At 62.0% G+C, this 13,669-nt stretch carries 14 protein-coding genes; all 14 read left to right on the forward strand.

Features of this window, described 5'->3' with window-relative positions; all coding sequences use genetic code 11:
* Nucleotide 1: 1 nt before the first annotated feature.
* Nucleotides 2-781 carry a succinate dehydrogenase iron-sulfur subunit gene (locus tag A6U98_RS10565; RefSeq protein WP_003567268.1) on the forward strand — a complete coding sequence of 260 codons (780 nt, stop codon included), beginning with the start codon at nt 2-4 and terminating at the stop codon, nt 779-781.
* Nucleotides 778-990 (forward strand): hypothetical protein, encoded by a 213-nt coding sequence (locus tag A6U98_RS10570; RefSeq protein ID WP_156667828.1) that lies wholly within the window; start codon nt 778-780, stop codon nt 988-990. The genes A6U98_RS10565 and A6U98_RS10570 overlap by 4 nt, the downstream gene beginning before the upstream one ends.
* A 136-nt stretch (nt 991-1,126) precedes the next feature.
* Nucleotides 1,127-1,642, forward strand: coding sequence for a protease inhibitor Inh/omp19 family protein (locus A6U98_RS10575; protein ID WP_003543526.1), 516 nt, complete (start codon nt 1,127-1,129; stop codon nt 1,640-1,642).
* Between the two features lie 47 nt (nt 1,643-1,689).
* The gene (zapE, locus tag A6U98_RS10580) at nt 1,690-2,853 is read left to right on the forward strand and encodes a cell division protein ZapE (protein WP_064649732.1); all 1,164 of its coding nucleotides are present in this window, start codon (nt 1,690-1,692) and stop codon (nt 2,851-2,853) included.
* A 177-nt stretch (nt 2,854-3,030) separates the two neighbouring features.
* Nucleotides 3,031-3,993, forward strand: coding sequence for a malate dehydrogenase (gene mdh, locus A6U98_RS10585; RefSeq protein WP_003543522.1), 963 nt, complete (start codon nt 3,031-3,033; stop codon nt 3,991-3,993).
* A 36-nt stretch (nt 3,994-4,029) separates the two neighbouring features.
* A complete protein-coding gene (gene sucC, locus A6U98_RS10590; RefSeq protein ID WP_064649733.1) occupies nt 4,030-5,223 on the forward strand; it encodes an ADP-forming succinate--CoA ligase subunit beta in 1,194 nt (397 codons plus the stop codon).
* A gap of 19 nt (nt 5,224-5,242) precedes the next feature.
* Nucleotides 5,243-6,145 carry a succinate--CoA ligase subunit alpha gene (sucD, locus tag A6U98_RS10595; RefSeq protein WP_011653811.1) on the forward strand — a complete coding sequence of 301 codons (903 nt, stop codon included), beginning with the start codon at nt 5,243-5,245 and terminating at the stop codon, nt 6,143-6,145.
* 172 nt (nt 6,146-6,317) lie between these two features.
* Nucleotides 6,318-9,302, forward strand: a complete 2,985-nt coding sequence (locus A6U98_RS10600; protein WP_064649781.1) for a 2-oxoglutarate dehydrogenase E1 component — start codon at nt 6,318-6,320, stop codon at nt 9,300-9,302.
* Nucleotides 9,303-9,317: 15 nt separating this feature from the next.
* Complete coding sequence (locus tag A6U98_RS10605) at nt 9,318-9,626, forward strand: YciI family protein (protein ID WP_064649734.1); 309 nt, start codon at nt 9,318-9,320, stop codon at nt 9,624-9,626.
* A gap of 39 nt (nt 9,627-9,665) precedes the next feature.
* Nucleotides 9,666-10,943 carry a 2-oxoglutarate dehydrogenase complex dihydrolipoyllysine-residue succinyltransferase gene (odhB, locus tag A6U98_RS10610; protein WP_027682569.1) on the forward strand — a complete coding sequence of 426 codons (1,278 nt, stop codon included), beginning with the start codon at nt 9,666-9,668 and terminating at the stop codon, nt 10,941-10,943.
* A 13-nt stretch (nt 10,944-10,956) separates the two neighbouring features.
* Complete coding sequence (locus A6U98_RS10615) at nt 10,957-11,706, forward strand: DUF4241 domain-containing protein (protein WP_064649735.1); 750 nt, start codon at nt 10,957-10,959, stop codon at nt 11,704-11,706.
* Entirely contained in the window at nt 11,703-12,233 is a 531-nt protein-coding gene (locus A6U98_RS10620; protein WP_064649736.1) for a hypothetical protein, read from the forward strand. The genes A6U98_RS10615 and A6U98_RS10620 overlap by 4 nt, the downstream gene beginning before the upstream one ends.
* Nucleotides 12,230-12,982 carry an SDR family oxidoreductase gene (locus A6U98_RS10625; protein WP_064649737.1) on the forward strand — a complete coding sequence of 251 codons (753 nt, stop codon included), beginning with the start codon at nt 12,230-12,232 and terminating at the stop codon, nt 12,980-12,982. The genes A6U98_RS10620 and A6U98_RS10625 overlap by 4 nt, the downstream gene beginning before the upstream one ends.
* Nucleotides 12,983-13,003: 21 nt before the next feature.
* A complete protein-coding gene (locus A6U98_RS10630) occupies nt 13,004-13,642 on the forward strand; it encodes a LysE family transporter (RefSeq protein ID WP_064649738.1) in 639 nt (212 codons plus the stop codon).
* Nucleotides 13,643-13,669 lie beyond the last annotated feature (27 nt).

The raw sequence follows: 13,669 nt of genomic DNA on the forward strand, positions 1-13,669 counted from the left end.
CATGGTTGAACTCGCTCTCCCCAAGAATTCTCAGATGCGCGAAGGCAAGGTCTGGCCGAAGCCGGCGGGTGCCAAGAACACCCGCGAATTCCGCGTCTACCGCTGGAGCCCGGATGACGGTCAGAACCCGTCGATCGACACCTTCTACATCGATGTCGACGATTGCGGGCCGATGGTGCTCGACGGTTTGCTCTACATCAAGAACAAGATCGACCCGACGCTGACGCTGCGCCGTTCCTGTCGCGAGGGCATCTGCGGCTCCTGCGCGATGAATATCGACGGCACGAACACGCTCGCCTGCACCAAGGGCCTCGACGATATCAAGGGTGCGGTGAAGATCTATCCGCTGCCGCATCTGCCCGTCGTCAAGGATCTGGTTCCCGACCTCACCAACTTCTATGCCCAGCATCGTTCGATCGAGCCATGGCTGAAGACGGTGTCGCCGGCGCCGGCCAAGGAGTGGAAGCAGAGCCACGAGGACCGGCAGAAGCTCGACGGCCTCTATGAATGCATCCTCTGCGCCTGCTGCTCGACCTCCTGTCCGAGCTACTGGTGGAACGGCGACCGCTATCTCGGTCCGGCCGTTCTGCTGCAGGCCTATCGCTGGCTGATCGATTCCAGAGACGAGGCGACCGGCGAGCGGCTCGACAATCTCGAGGATCCGTTCCGTCTCTATCGCTGCCATACGATCATGAACTGCGCGCAGACCTGCCCGAAGGGCCTCAACCCGGCCAAGGCGATCGCCGAAATCAAGAAGATGATGGTCGAGCGCCGGGTTTGATCAGCGCGCATACCGATGGCGGAATCGACGGCTTCGATCCCGAAGCCGTGGCCTATATCAGGTTGGCTCGTGCAATCCTTCTGCAGGACGCTCCTGAGCGATATTCCGAGACATTGCGCGAATTTGACAGGGATCCTGACAAAGATGAACTCGGGCAACACCTTGCTGACAAATTCTGTGTGCAGGAAGTTTTGCAGCGGGACAGTTGAACTGTATCGTTTTTCGGTTAGTTGTTGTCACGGGCAATTTATGCAGCGCGACTTGATTAACCAAATCGAATTACGATAATCGGACTTGTCTCACGCCCGTTTCTCTACGGCGATGGCCGAATTCAGGAGTATGATGATGCAGTTGCGATATGCGATGACAGGTCTGGTGGTGGTTCTGTCGCTAGCCGGTTGTCAGCGTACGGCATATGATTACAGCTCCAACGCCAGTGCCGGCCCGGCGCCGTTGACGGCGCAGCCGGTGCCCTCGGTGCAGGGTGGGCAGCTTCCGCCGCCGACCGGCAGTTCGCAGTTTCCGGCCGCGCCGACGACGACGGCGCCGATGCCGGGCGCTCAGCCCGGCGCAATGGCCGCGAATGCGCTCGATATCACCAAGGAATCGATGGTCGGCAGCTGGCGTGTCAACGGCAGTTGCGACATGTTCCTGACGCTCACCAATCTCGGCAGCGGTTCGCGCGGCGGAACGCGTGGCTGCGTCGGCGAGTTGACGGCGATGGGCTCCTGGGAGGTCGCCGGCAAGCAGGTGCTGCTCAAGGACCGCTCGGGCAACCAGCTCGGCAGCGTCTACAAGACGGCCGACAATCGCTTTGAGGGACAGACGAGCACAGGCCAGTCGATCAGCCTCAGCCGGTAAATGTTCCGGCGGGTCTCCGCCGTTGACTGACAGGCGGACATGCCCTCATGCAACCAATGCCGGATTATGCGCTCAGCGTCTGCGAACAGCTTAAAGCGCTGACCGCATCGGGCGCGCTCCAGGTCGATTCCGCCCAGATGGACGTGGCAAAGAGCCTCGACCGGGTGCTCGCCGGGCTGAAGCGGCGGCGACCGGCGGCAAAGTCGAGCGCGCTCGGCTGGATGTTTGCCGCCAAGAAGAAATCCGGCGACGGCATCAAGGGTCTTTATATCCACGGCAGCGTCGGGCGCGGCAAGACCATGCTGATGGACATGTTTTTCGCCATGGCGCCATGCAGGAAGAAACGCCGGGCGCATTTCCACGAATTCATGGCAGATGTGCATAACCGCATCGCGGCGCACCGGCTGAAGCTCAAGAACGGCGAGACGAGGCAGGCCGATCCGATGCCGCCGGTCGCCGCAGCGCTCTACGACGAGGCAGAACTGCTCTGCTTCGACGAGTTCACGGTGACCGACATCGCCGATGCGATGATCCTGTCGCGGCTGTTCTCCGAGCTTTTCGCGCGCGGATGCGTGCTGGTCGCGACCTCGAACGTCGAGCCCGACAATCTCTACATGGATGGTCTCAATCGCGGCCTGTTCCTGCCGTTCGTCGCATTGCTCAAGCAGCATGTCGATGTCGCCACCCTGGATTCGCCGACCGACTACCGGATGGAGAAGCTGAGCAGTCAGCCGGTCTATCTGGTGCCGATCAACGAGCATAACGACATGGCGATGGATGCGTCCTGGACGCAGGCGCTGCATGGGCGCAAGGCGCAGCCGCTGGATATTCCGATGAAGGGGCGCCACATCCATGTGCCGCTGGCCGTCGACCGCATGGCGCGGTTCTCTTTCGCCGATCTCTGCGACAAGCCGCTCGGGGCGGTCGACTTCCTGGCCATTGCCGAACGTTTCGATACGGTCTTCGTCGATCACGTTCCATTGCTCGGGCCGGAAAAGCGGAACCAGATCAAACGGTTCATCATTATGGTCGATACGTTCTACGATCATGCCGTGCGGCTTTACATTTCCGCGGCGGCCATGCCGGAGGAATTGCTGCTGCACCGCCGGGGCACCGAGGGCTTCGAATTCGACCGCACGGCATCGCGCCTGTTCGAGATGCGCAGTGCGGAATATCTTGCGCTGCACCATGAAAAACGCGCCGCAGAGTAACAATTTGGTGACAGAATAACTTACGTTTACGTAAGAATTTTTGTATCTAAACGATTGAAAACGCTGCATCAAAAATAATGAATTGCCATTTTTTGGCTTTGGGTCTATGCGATTGCGTCATTGGGCGGTGCCTTGCGCGTCCGTTCGACGAATTTGATCGCAAAGGAAACAGCGAAAATGGCGCGTAACAAGATCGCACTCATTGGTTCTGGCATGATTGGTGGCACGCTGGCGCACCTCGCCGGCCTGAAGGAACTCGGCGACATCGTTCTCTTCGACATCGCGGACGGCATTCCCCAGGGCAAGGGTCTCGATATTTCCCAGTCGTCGCCGGTCGAAGGCTTCGACGTCAATCTGACCGGCGCCAGCGACTATTCCGCGATCGAAGGCGCTGACGTCTGCATCGTCACGGCGGGCGTCGCCCGCAAGCCCGGCATGAGCCGCGATGACCTTCTCGGCATCAACCTCAAGGTCATGGAGCAGGTCGGCGCCGGCATCAAGAAATATGCCCCCAACGCCTTCGTGATCTGCATCACCAACCCGCTCGACGCCATGGTCTGGGCGCTGCAGAAGTTTTCCGGTCTTCCGGCCAACAAGGTCGTCGGCATGGCCGGCGTTCTCGACTCCTCGCGCTTCCGTCTTTTCCTCGCCAAGGAATTCAACGTGTCCGTACAGGACGTCACGGCCTTCGTTCTCGGCGGCCACGGCGACACGATGGTGCCGCTCGCCCGCTACTCGACGGTCGGCGGCATTCCGCTCACCGATCTCGTCACCATGGGCTGGGTCACCAAGGAACGCCTCGAAGAGATCATCCAGCGCACCCGTGACGGCGGCGCCGAAATCGTCGGCCTGCTGAAGACCGGCTCGGCCTATTACGCGCCGGCCGCCTCGGCGATCGAGATGGCCGAATCCTACCTCAAGGACAAGAAGCGCGTTCTGCCCTGCGCGGCCCACCTCTCCGGTCAGTACGGCGTCAAGGACATGTATGTCGGCGTTCCCACCGTCATCGGCGCCGGCGGCGTCGAGCGCATCATCGAGATCGATCTCAACAAGACCGAGAAGGAAGCCTTCGACAAGTCCGTCGGCGCCGTCGCCGGTCTCTGCGAAGCCTGCATCAACATCGCGCCTGCCCTCAAGTAGTTGCTGGGCTGAAGTAATCGAAACAGGGATACACCCATGAACATTCATGAATATCAGGCCAAGGCTCTGCTGAAGGGCTATGGCGCGCCGGTTGCCGAAGGTGTGGCTATTCTCAAGGTTGAAGAAGCCGAGGCTGCCGCCAAGTCGCTTCCCGGTCCGCTTTACGTGGTCAAGAGCCAGATCCATGCCGGTGGCCGCGGCAAGGGCAAGTTCAAGGAACTGTCGCCGGAAGCCAAGGGCGGCGTGCGTCTCGCCAAGTCGATCGACGAAGTCGTCGCCCATGCCAAGGAAATGCTCGGCAACACGCTGGTGACGGCGCAGACCGGCGAAGCCGGCAAGCAGGTCAACCGCCTGTACATCGAAGACGGCGCCGACATCGCTCGCGAGCTCTATTGCTCGCTGCTGGTCGATCGCTCGGTCGGTCGCGTGGCTTTCGTGGTCTCCACCGAAGGCGGCATGGACATCGAAGCTGTCGCCCACGACACGCCTGAGAAGATCCAGACGATCGCCATCGATCCGGAAGCCGGCGTGACGGCTGCAGACGTTGCTGCGATCTCCAAGGCTTTTCAGCTCGATGGTGCTGCCGCCGAAGACGCCAAGACGCTTTTCCCGTTGCTCTACAAGGCCTTCGGCGAGAAGGACATGGCTCTGCTGGAGATCAATCCGCTGATCGTCATGAAGGACGGCCATCTGCGCGTCCTCGATGCCAAGATGTCTTTCGACGGCAACGCGCTCTTCCGTCACGACGACGTCAAGACGCTGCGCGACGAGACCGAAGAAGACGCCAAGGAAATCGAGGCCTCGAAGTGGGACCTCGCCTATGTCGCGCTCGACGGCAATATCGGCTGCATGGTCAATGGTGCAGGACTTGCCATGGCGACGATGGACATCATCAAGCTCTACGGCAAGGAGCCGGCTAACTTCTGCGACGTCGGCGGCGGCGCCGGCAAGGAGAAGGTTGCTGCGGCTTTCAAGATCATCACCGCAGACCCCAAGGTCGAAGGCATTCTCGTCAACATCTTCGGCGGCATCATGAAGTGCGACGTCATTGCCGAGGGCGTGATTGCCGCGGTCAAGGAAGTCGGCCTCAAGGTTCCGCTCGTCGTGCGCCTTGAAGGCACCAATGTCGAGCTCGGCAAGAAGATCCTGAACGAGTCGGGTCTGGCGATCACGGCGGCCGACGACTTGGACGATGCGGCCAAGAAGATCGTCGCGGCGATCAACGGCTAATTTTGAAGGATCTGAAAGAATGTCTATTCTCGTCAATAAAGACACCAAGGTCCTCGTTCAGGGGCTGACCGGCAAGACCGGCACGTTCCACACCGAACAGGCGCTTGCCTACTACGGCACCCAGATGGTCGGTGGTATCCATCCGAAGAAGGGTGGCGAAACCTGGACCGGCGCAAAGGGCGAAAGCCTGCCGATCTTCGCAACCGTTGCCGAGGGCAAGGAAAAGACCGGCGCCAACGCGACCGTCATCTATGTTCCGCCGGCAGGAGCCGCCGATGCGATCATCGAGGCGATCGACGCCGAGATCCCGTTCATCACCTGCATCACCGAAGGCATCCCGGTCATGGACATGGTGCGGGTCAAGGCTCGCCTCGACCGCTCCAAGTCGCGCCTTCTCGGCCCTAACTGCCCGGGTATCCTGACGCCGGAAGAATGCAAGATCGGCATCATGCCGGGCTCGATCTTCCGCAAGGGTTCGGTCGGTATCGTTTCCCGCTCGGGCACGCTGACCTATGAAGCCGTGTTCCAGACCTCCAACGAAGGTCTCGGCCAGACGACGGCCGTCGGCATCGGCGGCGACCCGGTCAAGGGCACCGAGTTCATCGACGTCCTGGAAATGTTCCTGGCCGACGAAGCCACCCAGTCGATCATCATGATCGGTGAAATCGGTGGTGCAGCCGAAGAAGACGCAGCGCAGTTCCTCAAGGACGAAGCCAAGAAGGGCCGCAAGAAGCCAATGGCCGGCTTCATTGCCGGCCGTACGGCGCCGAAGGGCCGCACCATGGGCCATGCCGGTGCTGTGGTTTCCGGCGGCAAGGGCGATGCGGAATCGAAGATCGCGGCGATGGAATCGGCGGGCATCAAGGTATCGCCCTCTCCGGCCCGCCTCGGCAAGACGCTGGTTGAAGTCCTCAAGGGCTAAGCCACCTATATAGACCGGGCGGAGGAACGGCATCTGCGCCTTCCGCCCGGCCTCGACAACACGAGACCAGCAGATGCGCCGCGGACAGGCGGCAATTGGAATGCGGCAGCCGGCCATCAAGCCGGCAAATTCATCAAAGTCAGGAGGCGGGCGGAAGCGTCCGCATATCACCATGGCACGGCAAGAAGCCAACGAGCAGTTTCAGATCACCTCGTTTCTGGATGGCGCCAACGCTGCCTATATCGAGCAGCTCTACGCGCGGTACGAAGAAGATCCGGCATCGGTCGACGATCAGTGGCGGTCCTTTTTCAAGGCGCTGGAGGAGGATCCCAGCGATGTGAAAAGGGCGGCCAAGGGCGCTTCCTGGCGCAAGAAGAACTGGCCGCTTCAGGCAAGCGGCGATCTGGTATCGGCTCTCGATGGCGACTGGGGCATCGTCGAGAAGGTGATCGAGACCAAGGTCAAGGCCAAGGCCGAAGCCCAGGGCAAGCCTGCCGACAGCACCGAGGTCCTGCAGGCGACGCGCGATTCCGTGCGCGCCATCATGATGATCCGCGCCTACCGCATGCGCGGCCACCTGCACGCCAAGCTCGACCCGCTCGGCATCGCCGCTCCCGTCGACGACTATCGCGAGCTCTCGGCGGAGAATTACGGCTTCACGCCCGCCGATTACGACCGCAAGATCTTCATCGACAACGTGCTCGGCCTGGAATACGCGACCATCCGCGAGATGATCGAAATCCTCGAGCGCACCTATTGCTCGACGCTCGGCGTCGAATTCATGCATATCTCCAATCCGGAAGAGAAGGCCTGGATTCAGGAGCGCATCGAAGGACCGGACAAGGGTGTGGCCTTCACGCCGGAAGGCAAGAAGGCGATCCTTGCCAAGCTCGTCGAAGCCGAAGGCTACGAGCAGTTCCTCGACGTCAAGTTCAAGGGCACGAAACGTTTCGGCCTCGACGGCGGCGAATCGCTGATCCCGGCGCTGGAGCAGATCCTCAAGCGCGGCGGCCATCTCGGCCTCAAGGAAGCCGTGTTCGGCATGGCCCATCGCGGTCGCCTCAACGTGCTCTCCCAGGTCATGGGCAAGCCGCACCGGGCGATCTTCCACGAGTTCAAGGGCGGCTCGGCCGCTCCCGATGAGGTCGAAGGCTCGGGCGACGTCAAGTACCATCTCGGCGCTTCCTCGGACCGCGAATTCGACGGCAACAAGATCCACGTTTCGCTGACGGCGAACCCGTCGCATCTCGAAATCGTCGATCCGGTCGTCATGGGCAAGGCCCGCGCCAAGCAGGACATGAATGCCACCGTCTGGGACGGCGACATCATCCCGCTTTCCGAACGCGCCAAGGTGCTGCCGCTGCTGATCCATGGCGACGCGGCCTTTGCCGGCCAGGGTGTCATTGCCGAAATCCTCGGCCTGTCCGGTCTGCGCGGTCACCGCGTCGCCGGCACCATGCATGTGATCATCAACAACCAGATCGGTTTCACGACCAACCCGGCCTTCTCGCGCTCGTCGCCTTATCCGTCCGACGTCGCCAAGATGATCGAGGCGCCGATCCTGCACGTCAACGGCGACGATCCGGAAGCGGTGGTCTATGGGGCGAAGATCGCCACCGAATTCCGCATGAAGTTCCACAAGCCGGTCGTGCTCGACCTGTTCTGCTACCGCCGCTACGGCCACAATGAAGGCGACGAACCGTCCTTCACGCAGCCGAAGATGTACAAGGTGATCCGCGCCCACAAGACCGTGCTGCAGCTCTATGCTGCCCGTCTCGTTGCCGAGGGCCTGCTCACCGACGGCGAAGTCGAGAAGATGAAGGCCGATTGGCGCGCCCATCTCGAACAGGAGTTCGAGGCCGGCCAGCACTACAAGCCGAACAAGGCCGACTGGCTGGACGGCGAGTGGTCGGGCCTGCGCACTGCCGATAATGCCGACGAGCAGCGCCGCGGCAAGACCGCCGTGCCGATGAAGACGCTGAAGGAGATCGGCCGCAAGCTCTCCGAGATCCCCGCGGGCTTCAATGCGCACCGGACGATCCAGCGCTTCATGGAAAACCGCGCCAACATGATCGCCACCGGCGAGGGTATCGACTGGGCGATGGCCGAAGCGCTCTCGTTCGGCGCGCTCTGCGTCGAAGGCAGCAAGATCCGCCTGTCCGGCCAGGATTGCGAACGCGGCACCTTCTCGCAGCGTCACTCGGTTCTTTACGATCAGGAAACCGAAGAGCGCTACATCCCGCTCGCCAATCTTTCGCCGACGCAAGGGCGCTACGAAGTCATCAATTCTATGCTTTCGGAAGAGGCCGTGCTCGGTTTCGAATATGGCTATTCGCTTGCCCGCCCGAATGCGCTGACGCTCTGGGAAGCCCAGTTCGGCGATTTCGCCAATGGCGCGCAGGTGGTCTTCGACCAGTTCATCTCGTCGGGCGAACGCAAGTGGCTGCGCATGTCGGGCCTCGTCTGCCTGCTGCCGCACGGCTATGAAGGTCAGGGTCCGGAACACTCCTCGGCCCGCCTCGAGCGTTTCCTGCAGCTTTGCGCGGAAGACAACATGCAGGTCGCCAATGTCACGACGCCGGCGAACTACTTCCACATCCTGCGCCGGCAGCTGAAGCGCGACTTCCGCAAGCCGCTGATCCTGATGACGCCGAAGTCGCTGCTGCGCCACAAGCGGGCGGTCTCCACACTTGCCGAAATGGCCGGCGAATCCGCCTTCCATCGTCTGCTCTGGGACGATGCCGAAGTGATCAAGGACGGCCCGATCAAGCTGCAGAAGGACAACAAGATCCGCCGTGTCGTCATGTGCTCCGGCAAGGTCTATTACGATCTTCTCGAAGAGCGTGAAAAGCGCGGCATCGACGACATCTATCTCTTACGCGTCGAGCAGCTCTATCCGTTCCCGGCAAAGGCGCTGATCAACGAGCTGTCGCGCTTCCGCAATGCCGAGATGGTCTGGTGCCAGGAAGAGCCGAAGAACATGGGCGCCTGGTCGTTCATCGACCCCTTCCTCGAATGGGTGCTCGCCCATATCGACGCGAAGTATCAGCGCGTCCGTTATACCGGCCGTCCGGCCGCCGCCTCGCCGGCGACGGGCCTGATGTCCAAGCATCTGTCGCAGCTCGCCGCATTCCTCGAGGATGCATTGGGCGGTTAAAACAAGGGGGGCGCAATGGCTTATTTCTTTCTGAGACTGCAGCCGCCGCGCCCCACTTTCCCGCATGACGGGACCGGGGAGGAAATGGCCGCGATGAAACGCCATGTCGAATACTGGCATCGGCACGCCCTTGCGGGATCGGCGATCATCGTCGGCCCCGTCTTCGAGGGTGAAGGCGCCCGGGGCATGGCGATCGTCGAGGTCGAGGATCAGGCGGCGGCGCAGGTTCTTGCCGACGGCGATCCGATCATCGCTTCCGGCTTCGGTTTCCGCTTCGATATCCTGCCGATGCCCTCGATCATCTCGCGGCCGCCCGCCGTCTGAAACGTATAAACGAAAACACACGAAATCAGGATCTGAACAATGGCCACAGAAATCCGCGTTCCAACTCTCGGTGAATCCGTCAGCGAGGCAACCGTCGGCACCTGGTTCAAGAAGGTCGGCGACGCCATCAAGGCCGACGAGCCGATTCTCGAGCTTGAAACCGACAAGGTGACCATCGAAGTTCCAGCACCTGCCTCCGGCACGCTTTCGGAAATCGTCGTCGCTGCCGGCGAGACTGTCGGCCTCGGCGCGCTGCTCGGCCAGATCGCCGAAGGTGCTGCCGCTGCCGCTGCACCGGCTGCTGCTGCACCGGCTGCCGCGCCTGCTGCTCCGGCTCCCGCCCAACCGGCCGCTGCCGCTCCGGCCCAGCCGGTGGTTGCCGCTGCTGCTGCATCGTCATCGAGCGCTTCCGTCTCCACCATGCCGCCGGCACCGGCAGCTTCGAAGATGCTTGCCGAAAACAACCTTTCCGCCGATCAGGTCGACGGTAGCGGCAAGCGCGGCCAGGTGCTGAAGGGCGACGTCATCGCGGCCGTCGCCAAGGGCATTTCCGCTCCGGCGGCCGCACCCGCGGCGACGCCTGCCGCCGCGCGCGGTCCGTCGACGGTCGAGGATGCCTCGCGCGAAGAGCGCGTGAAGATGACGCGCCTGCGCCAGACGATCGCCAAGCGCCTCAAGGATGCGCAGAACACCGCCGCCATGCTGACCACCTACAATGAGGTGGACATGAAAGCGGTCATGGACCTGCGCAACAAGTACAAGGACATTTTCGAGAAGAAGCACGGCGTCAAGCTCGGCTTCATGGGCTTCTTCACCAAGGCGGTGACGCATGCGCTGAAGGAACTGCCGGCCGTCAACGCCGAGATCGACGGCACCGACGTCATCTACAAGAACTACTGCCATGTCGGCATGGCCGTCGGCACGGACAAAGGCCTCGTCGTTCCTGTCATCCGCGACGCCGACCAGATGTCGATCGCCGAAATCGAGAAGGAGCTCGGCCGTCTTGCCAAGGCAGCCCGTGATGGCTCGCTCTCCATGGCCGACATGCAGGGCGGTACCTTCACCATCACCAATGGCGGCGTCTACGGTTCGCTGATGTCTTCGCCGATCCTCAATGCACCGCAGTCCGGCATTCTCGGCATGCACAAGATCCAGGAGCGGCCGGTTGCGATCGGCGGGCAGGTGGTCATCCGTCCGATGATGTATCTGGCGCTGTCCTACGATCACCGCATCGTCGACGGCAAGGAAGCGGTCACCTTCCTCGTGCGCGTCAAGGAAAGCCTGGAAGATCCGGAACGTCTGGTTCTCGATCTCTAAGGGAGCGCTTTCGATGCGGAACCGGATCATGCGAGCGGCGCGCCTTCTTCTTTGCGCTGCCGCCGCGCATGTCCCGGTTTCCGCATCGGCTGCCGGCTGGGACATCAGCAAGGCAAGCAGCAATTTCGAGCTGGTGGCGTTCAGCGATGCCGAACTCTCCGGCCGGTCGATCGGCGTGATCCATATGGGCAATGTCGAGCTGACCTCGGGGCGCATCGTTGCCGCCGATCCGCTCGCCCAGCCCGACCGTCCGGCGCTCGCAAGAACGGTTGCGCCGGGCGAGTATCCGGTGACGCTCTACCAGGCCTTCGGGCGCATCGCCGCCGCCAGCATGCAATTTGCCGAGGGCAAGCCGGATCATTGGGAGCTTGCGGTCCTGCCCGGGCAGGACCCGGCGACGCTGAAGGACGGCGAGATCTTCGGCTACCCCGTCGATGCCGGCCTCGGCTGCTACATGGATGCCGATACGCTTGGTTTGATTGGAGAGCGCGAGGCGCAGGTGCAGGCGCAGAAACCGGATTCCGACGTCAATTATTACGACGACGTGCTGGCGTCGGACCTCGACGCCAACAAGGGCATCTATGCGCTGCACCGGCCGGTTGCCGGCAGACGAGGCAATGTCGCGGTGTTCTGGAGCGGCTGGGGCGACGGTTTTTATCCGGTCTTCTGGGGGCTCGACAAGGATGGCCGCGCGCTGGTGCTGCTGACGGATTTCAGCATTGTCGAGAATGCCGACGGGCGGAAGGAGCCGAAGCTGCAATGAGCGGAACGACCGGGATCACGACGAGACGGACAGGCGTGGCTGCAATCGCAGCCGCCGCGTTTTTCGTCGTTCCGGCATCCACCTTCGGCGCCGCGTGCAAGCAGGAACAAGCCGTCTACGTCGATCGCGATGGTGCCTATGAGTTGCGCTTTGCACCGCTGAATTCTTCATCGGCTGCCGCCAGCAACCAGTTCAAGGTCAGCGCGCTTAAGACACCTGTCGTGATGGAAGGTTATGTCATGCCATCGGAGGATCCGGTGCGCGCCATTGGCATCCTGATGTTCAACTGCCCCGAGGGGGATGCGACCGGCGCGGATCTCGATGCCTGCACGGTCTGGCAGGGCGCCGTCTATGGCCTGGATGCCGAGGGTGAGATGAACAATCTGCAGCCCGAAGGCGCTGCGGCGGCCGAAAAGCTCGTGCTCCCCGGCCTTGGTCGCGCCATCCGCGAATCCAGCGCCTGGGGGGAGGGCAAGGCCGTGGTGGCACCGTGGGACGTGCTGACATTTAAGGAGTGTGCGACATGAGCGATACACCTGTTGTTCTCATTACCGGCGGAAGCCGAGGCATCGGCGCTGCGGCTTCGCGGCTTGCCGCGCGCCAGGGCTGGCGTGTCGCGGTGAACTACGCCGCCAACCGTCAAGCCGCGGATGCTGTCGTGGCTTCGATCGCTGAAGGCGGCGGCGAGGCCGTGGCAATCCAAGGCGATGTCGGCAAGGCTGCGGATATCGTCTCGATGTTTACGGCGGTCGACCGGCATTTCGGCCGGCTCGACGGGCTCGTCAACAATGCCGGCATCGTCGATTATCCACAGCGCGTCGACGAGATGTCGGTAGAGCGGATCGAGCGCATGCTGCGCGTCAATGTGACCGGCTCGATACTCTGCGCTGCAGAGGCCATACGTCGCATGTCGAGCCGGCATGGCGGTCAGGGCGGAGCGATCGTCAACATCTCGTCGATGGCGGCTGTCCTCGGTTCGGCGACGCAGTATGTCGATTATGCCGCCTCGAAGGCGGCGATCGACACGTTCACCGTCGGGCTGGCGCGCGAGGTCGCAGCCGAGGGTATCCGGGTGAATGCGATAAGGCCCGGCGTCATCGAAACCGACCTTCATGCCTCAGGCGGCCTGCCGGATCGGCCGCGCGAGCTGGCTCCGTCAATCCCGATGCAGCGCGCGGGCACGCCCGAGGAGGTGGCGGATGCGATCCTCTATCTTCTGTCACCTTCGGCTTCCTATATAACCGGCGCGATCCTCAATGTGAGCGGCGGCCGCTAGAACGACAGGGCGAAAAACAGCATGCAGTATATTCTCGAATTCCTCGGCCTGATGGCCGTCTTTTCGATCTTCATCGTCGTGCCGGGCGCCGATTTTGCCGTTATCCTGCGCCAGAGCATCGTGCATGGGCGACGCGCCGCGATCATGACCGGGCTCGGCATGGGCTTCTCCCTGCTCTTTCATATCAGCTACACCATCCTCGGCCTCGGCCTGATCGTGTCGAAATCGCTGATGCTGTTTGCTGCCATCAAATGGACGGGCGTTGCCTATCTGGTCTATCTCGGCATCAAGTCGTTTCGCGAGCCGGGCTTCAAGGTGAGCGATATCGAGGTGACGGCTGAAGACCGCAAGCCGGTCTCGATGCCGAAATGCCTGGGCATGGGCTTCATCACCAATGCGCTGAACCCGAAGCCGGTGCTGTTCTTCCTGTCGCTGTTTTCGACGCTCGTCCATCACGACACGCCGGCGCTGATCCAATTCTCCTATGGCGTCGGCATGGCGACGGCACTGGTCGCCTGGTTTGCCGGCGTCTCCTATTTCTTCACGGTCAAGGCGATCCGTGACCGCTTCATCGCCAGCGGCAAATGGTTCAACCGCATCACCGGAGCGGCACTCGTCGGCTTCGGTTTCCGCCTCGCTTTGTCGCGCGCGGCCGATTAAACAAAAAAGTCCAAAGGGAAAGAAGCA

The sequence above is a fragment of the Rhizobium sp. WYCCWR10014 genome, from assembly GCF_001657485.1.
Lineage (GTDB): Bacteria > Pseudomonadota > Alphaproteobacteria > Rhizobiales > Rhizobiaceae > Rhizobium.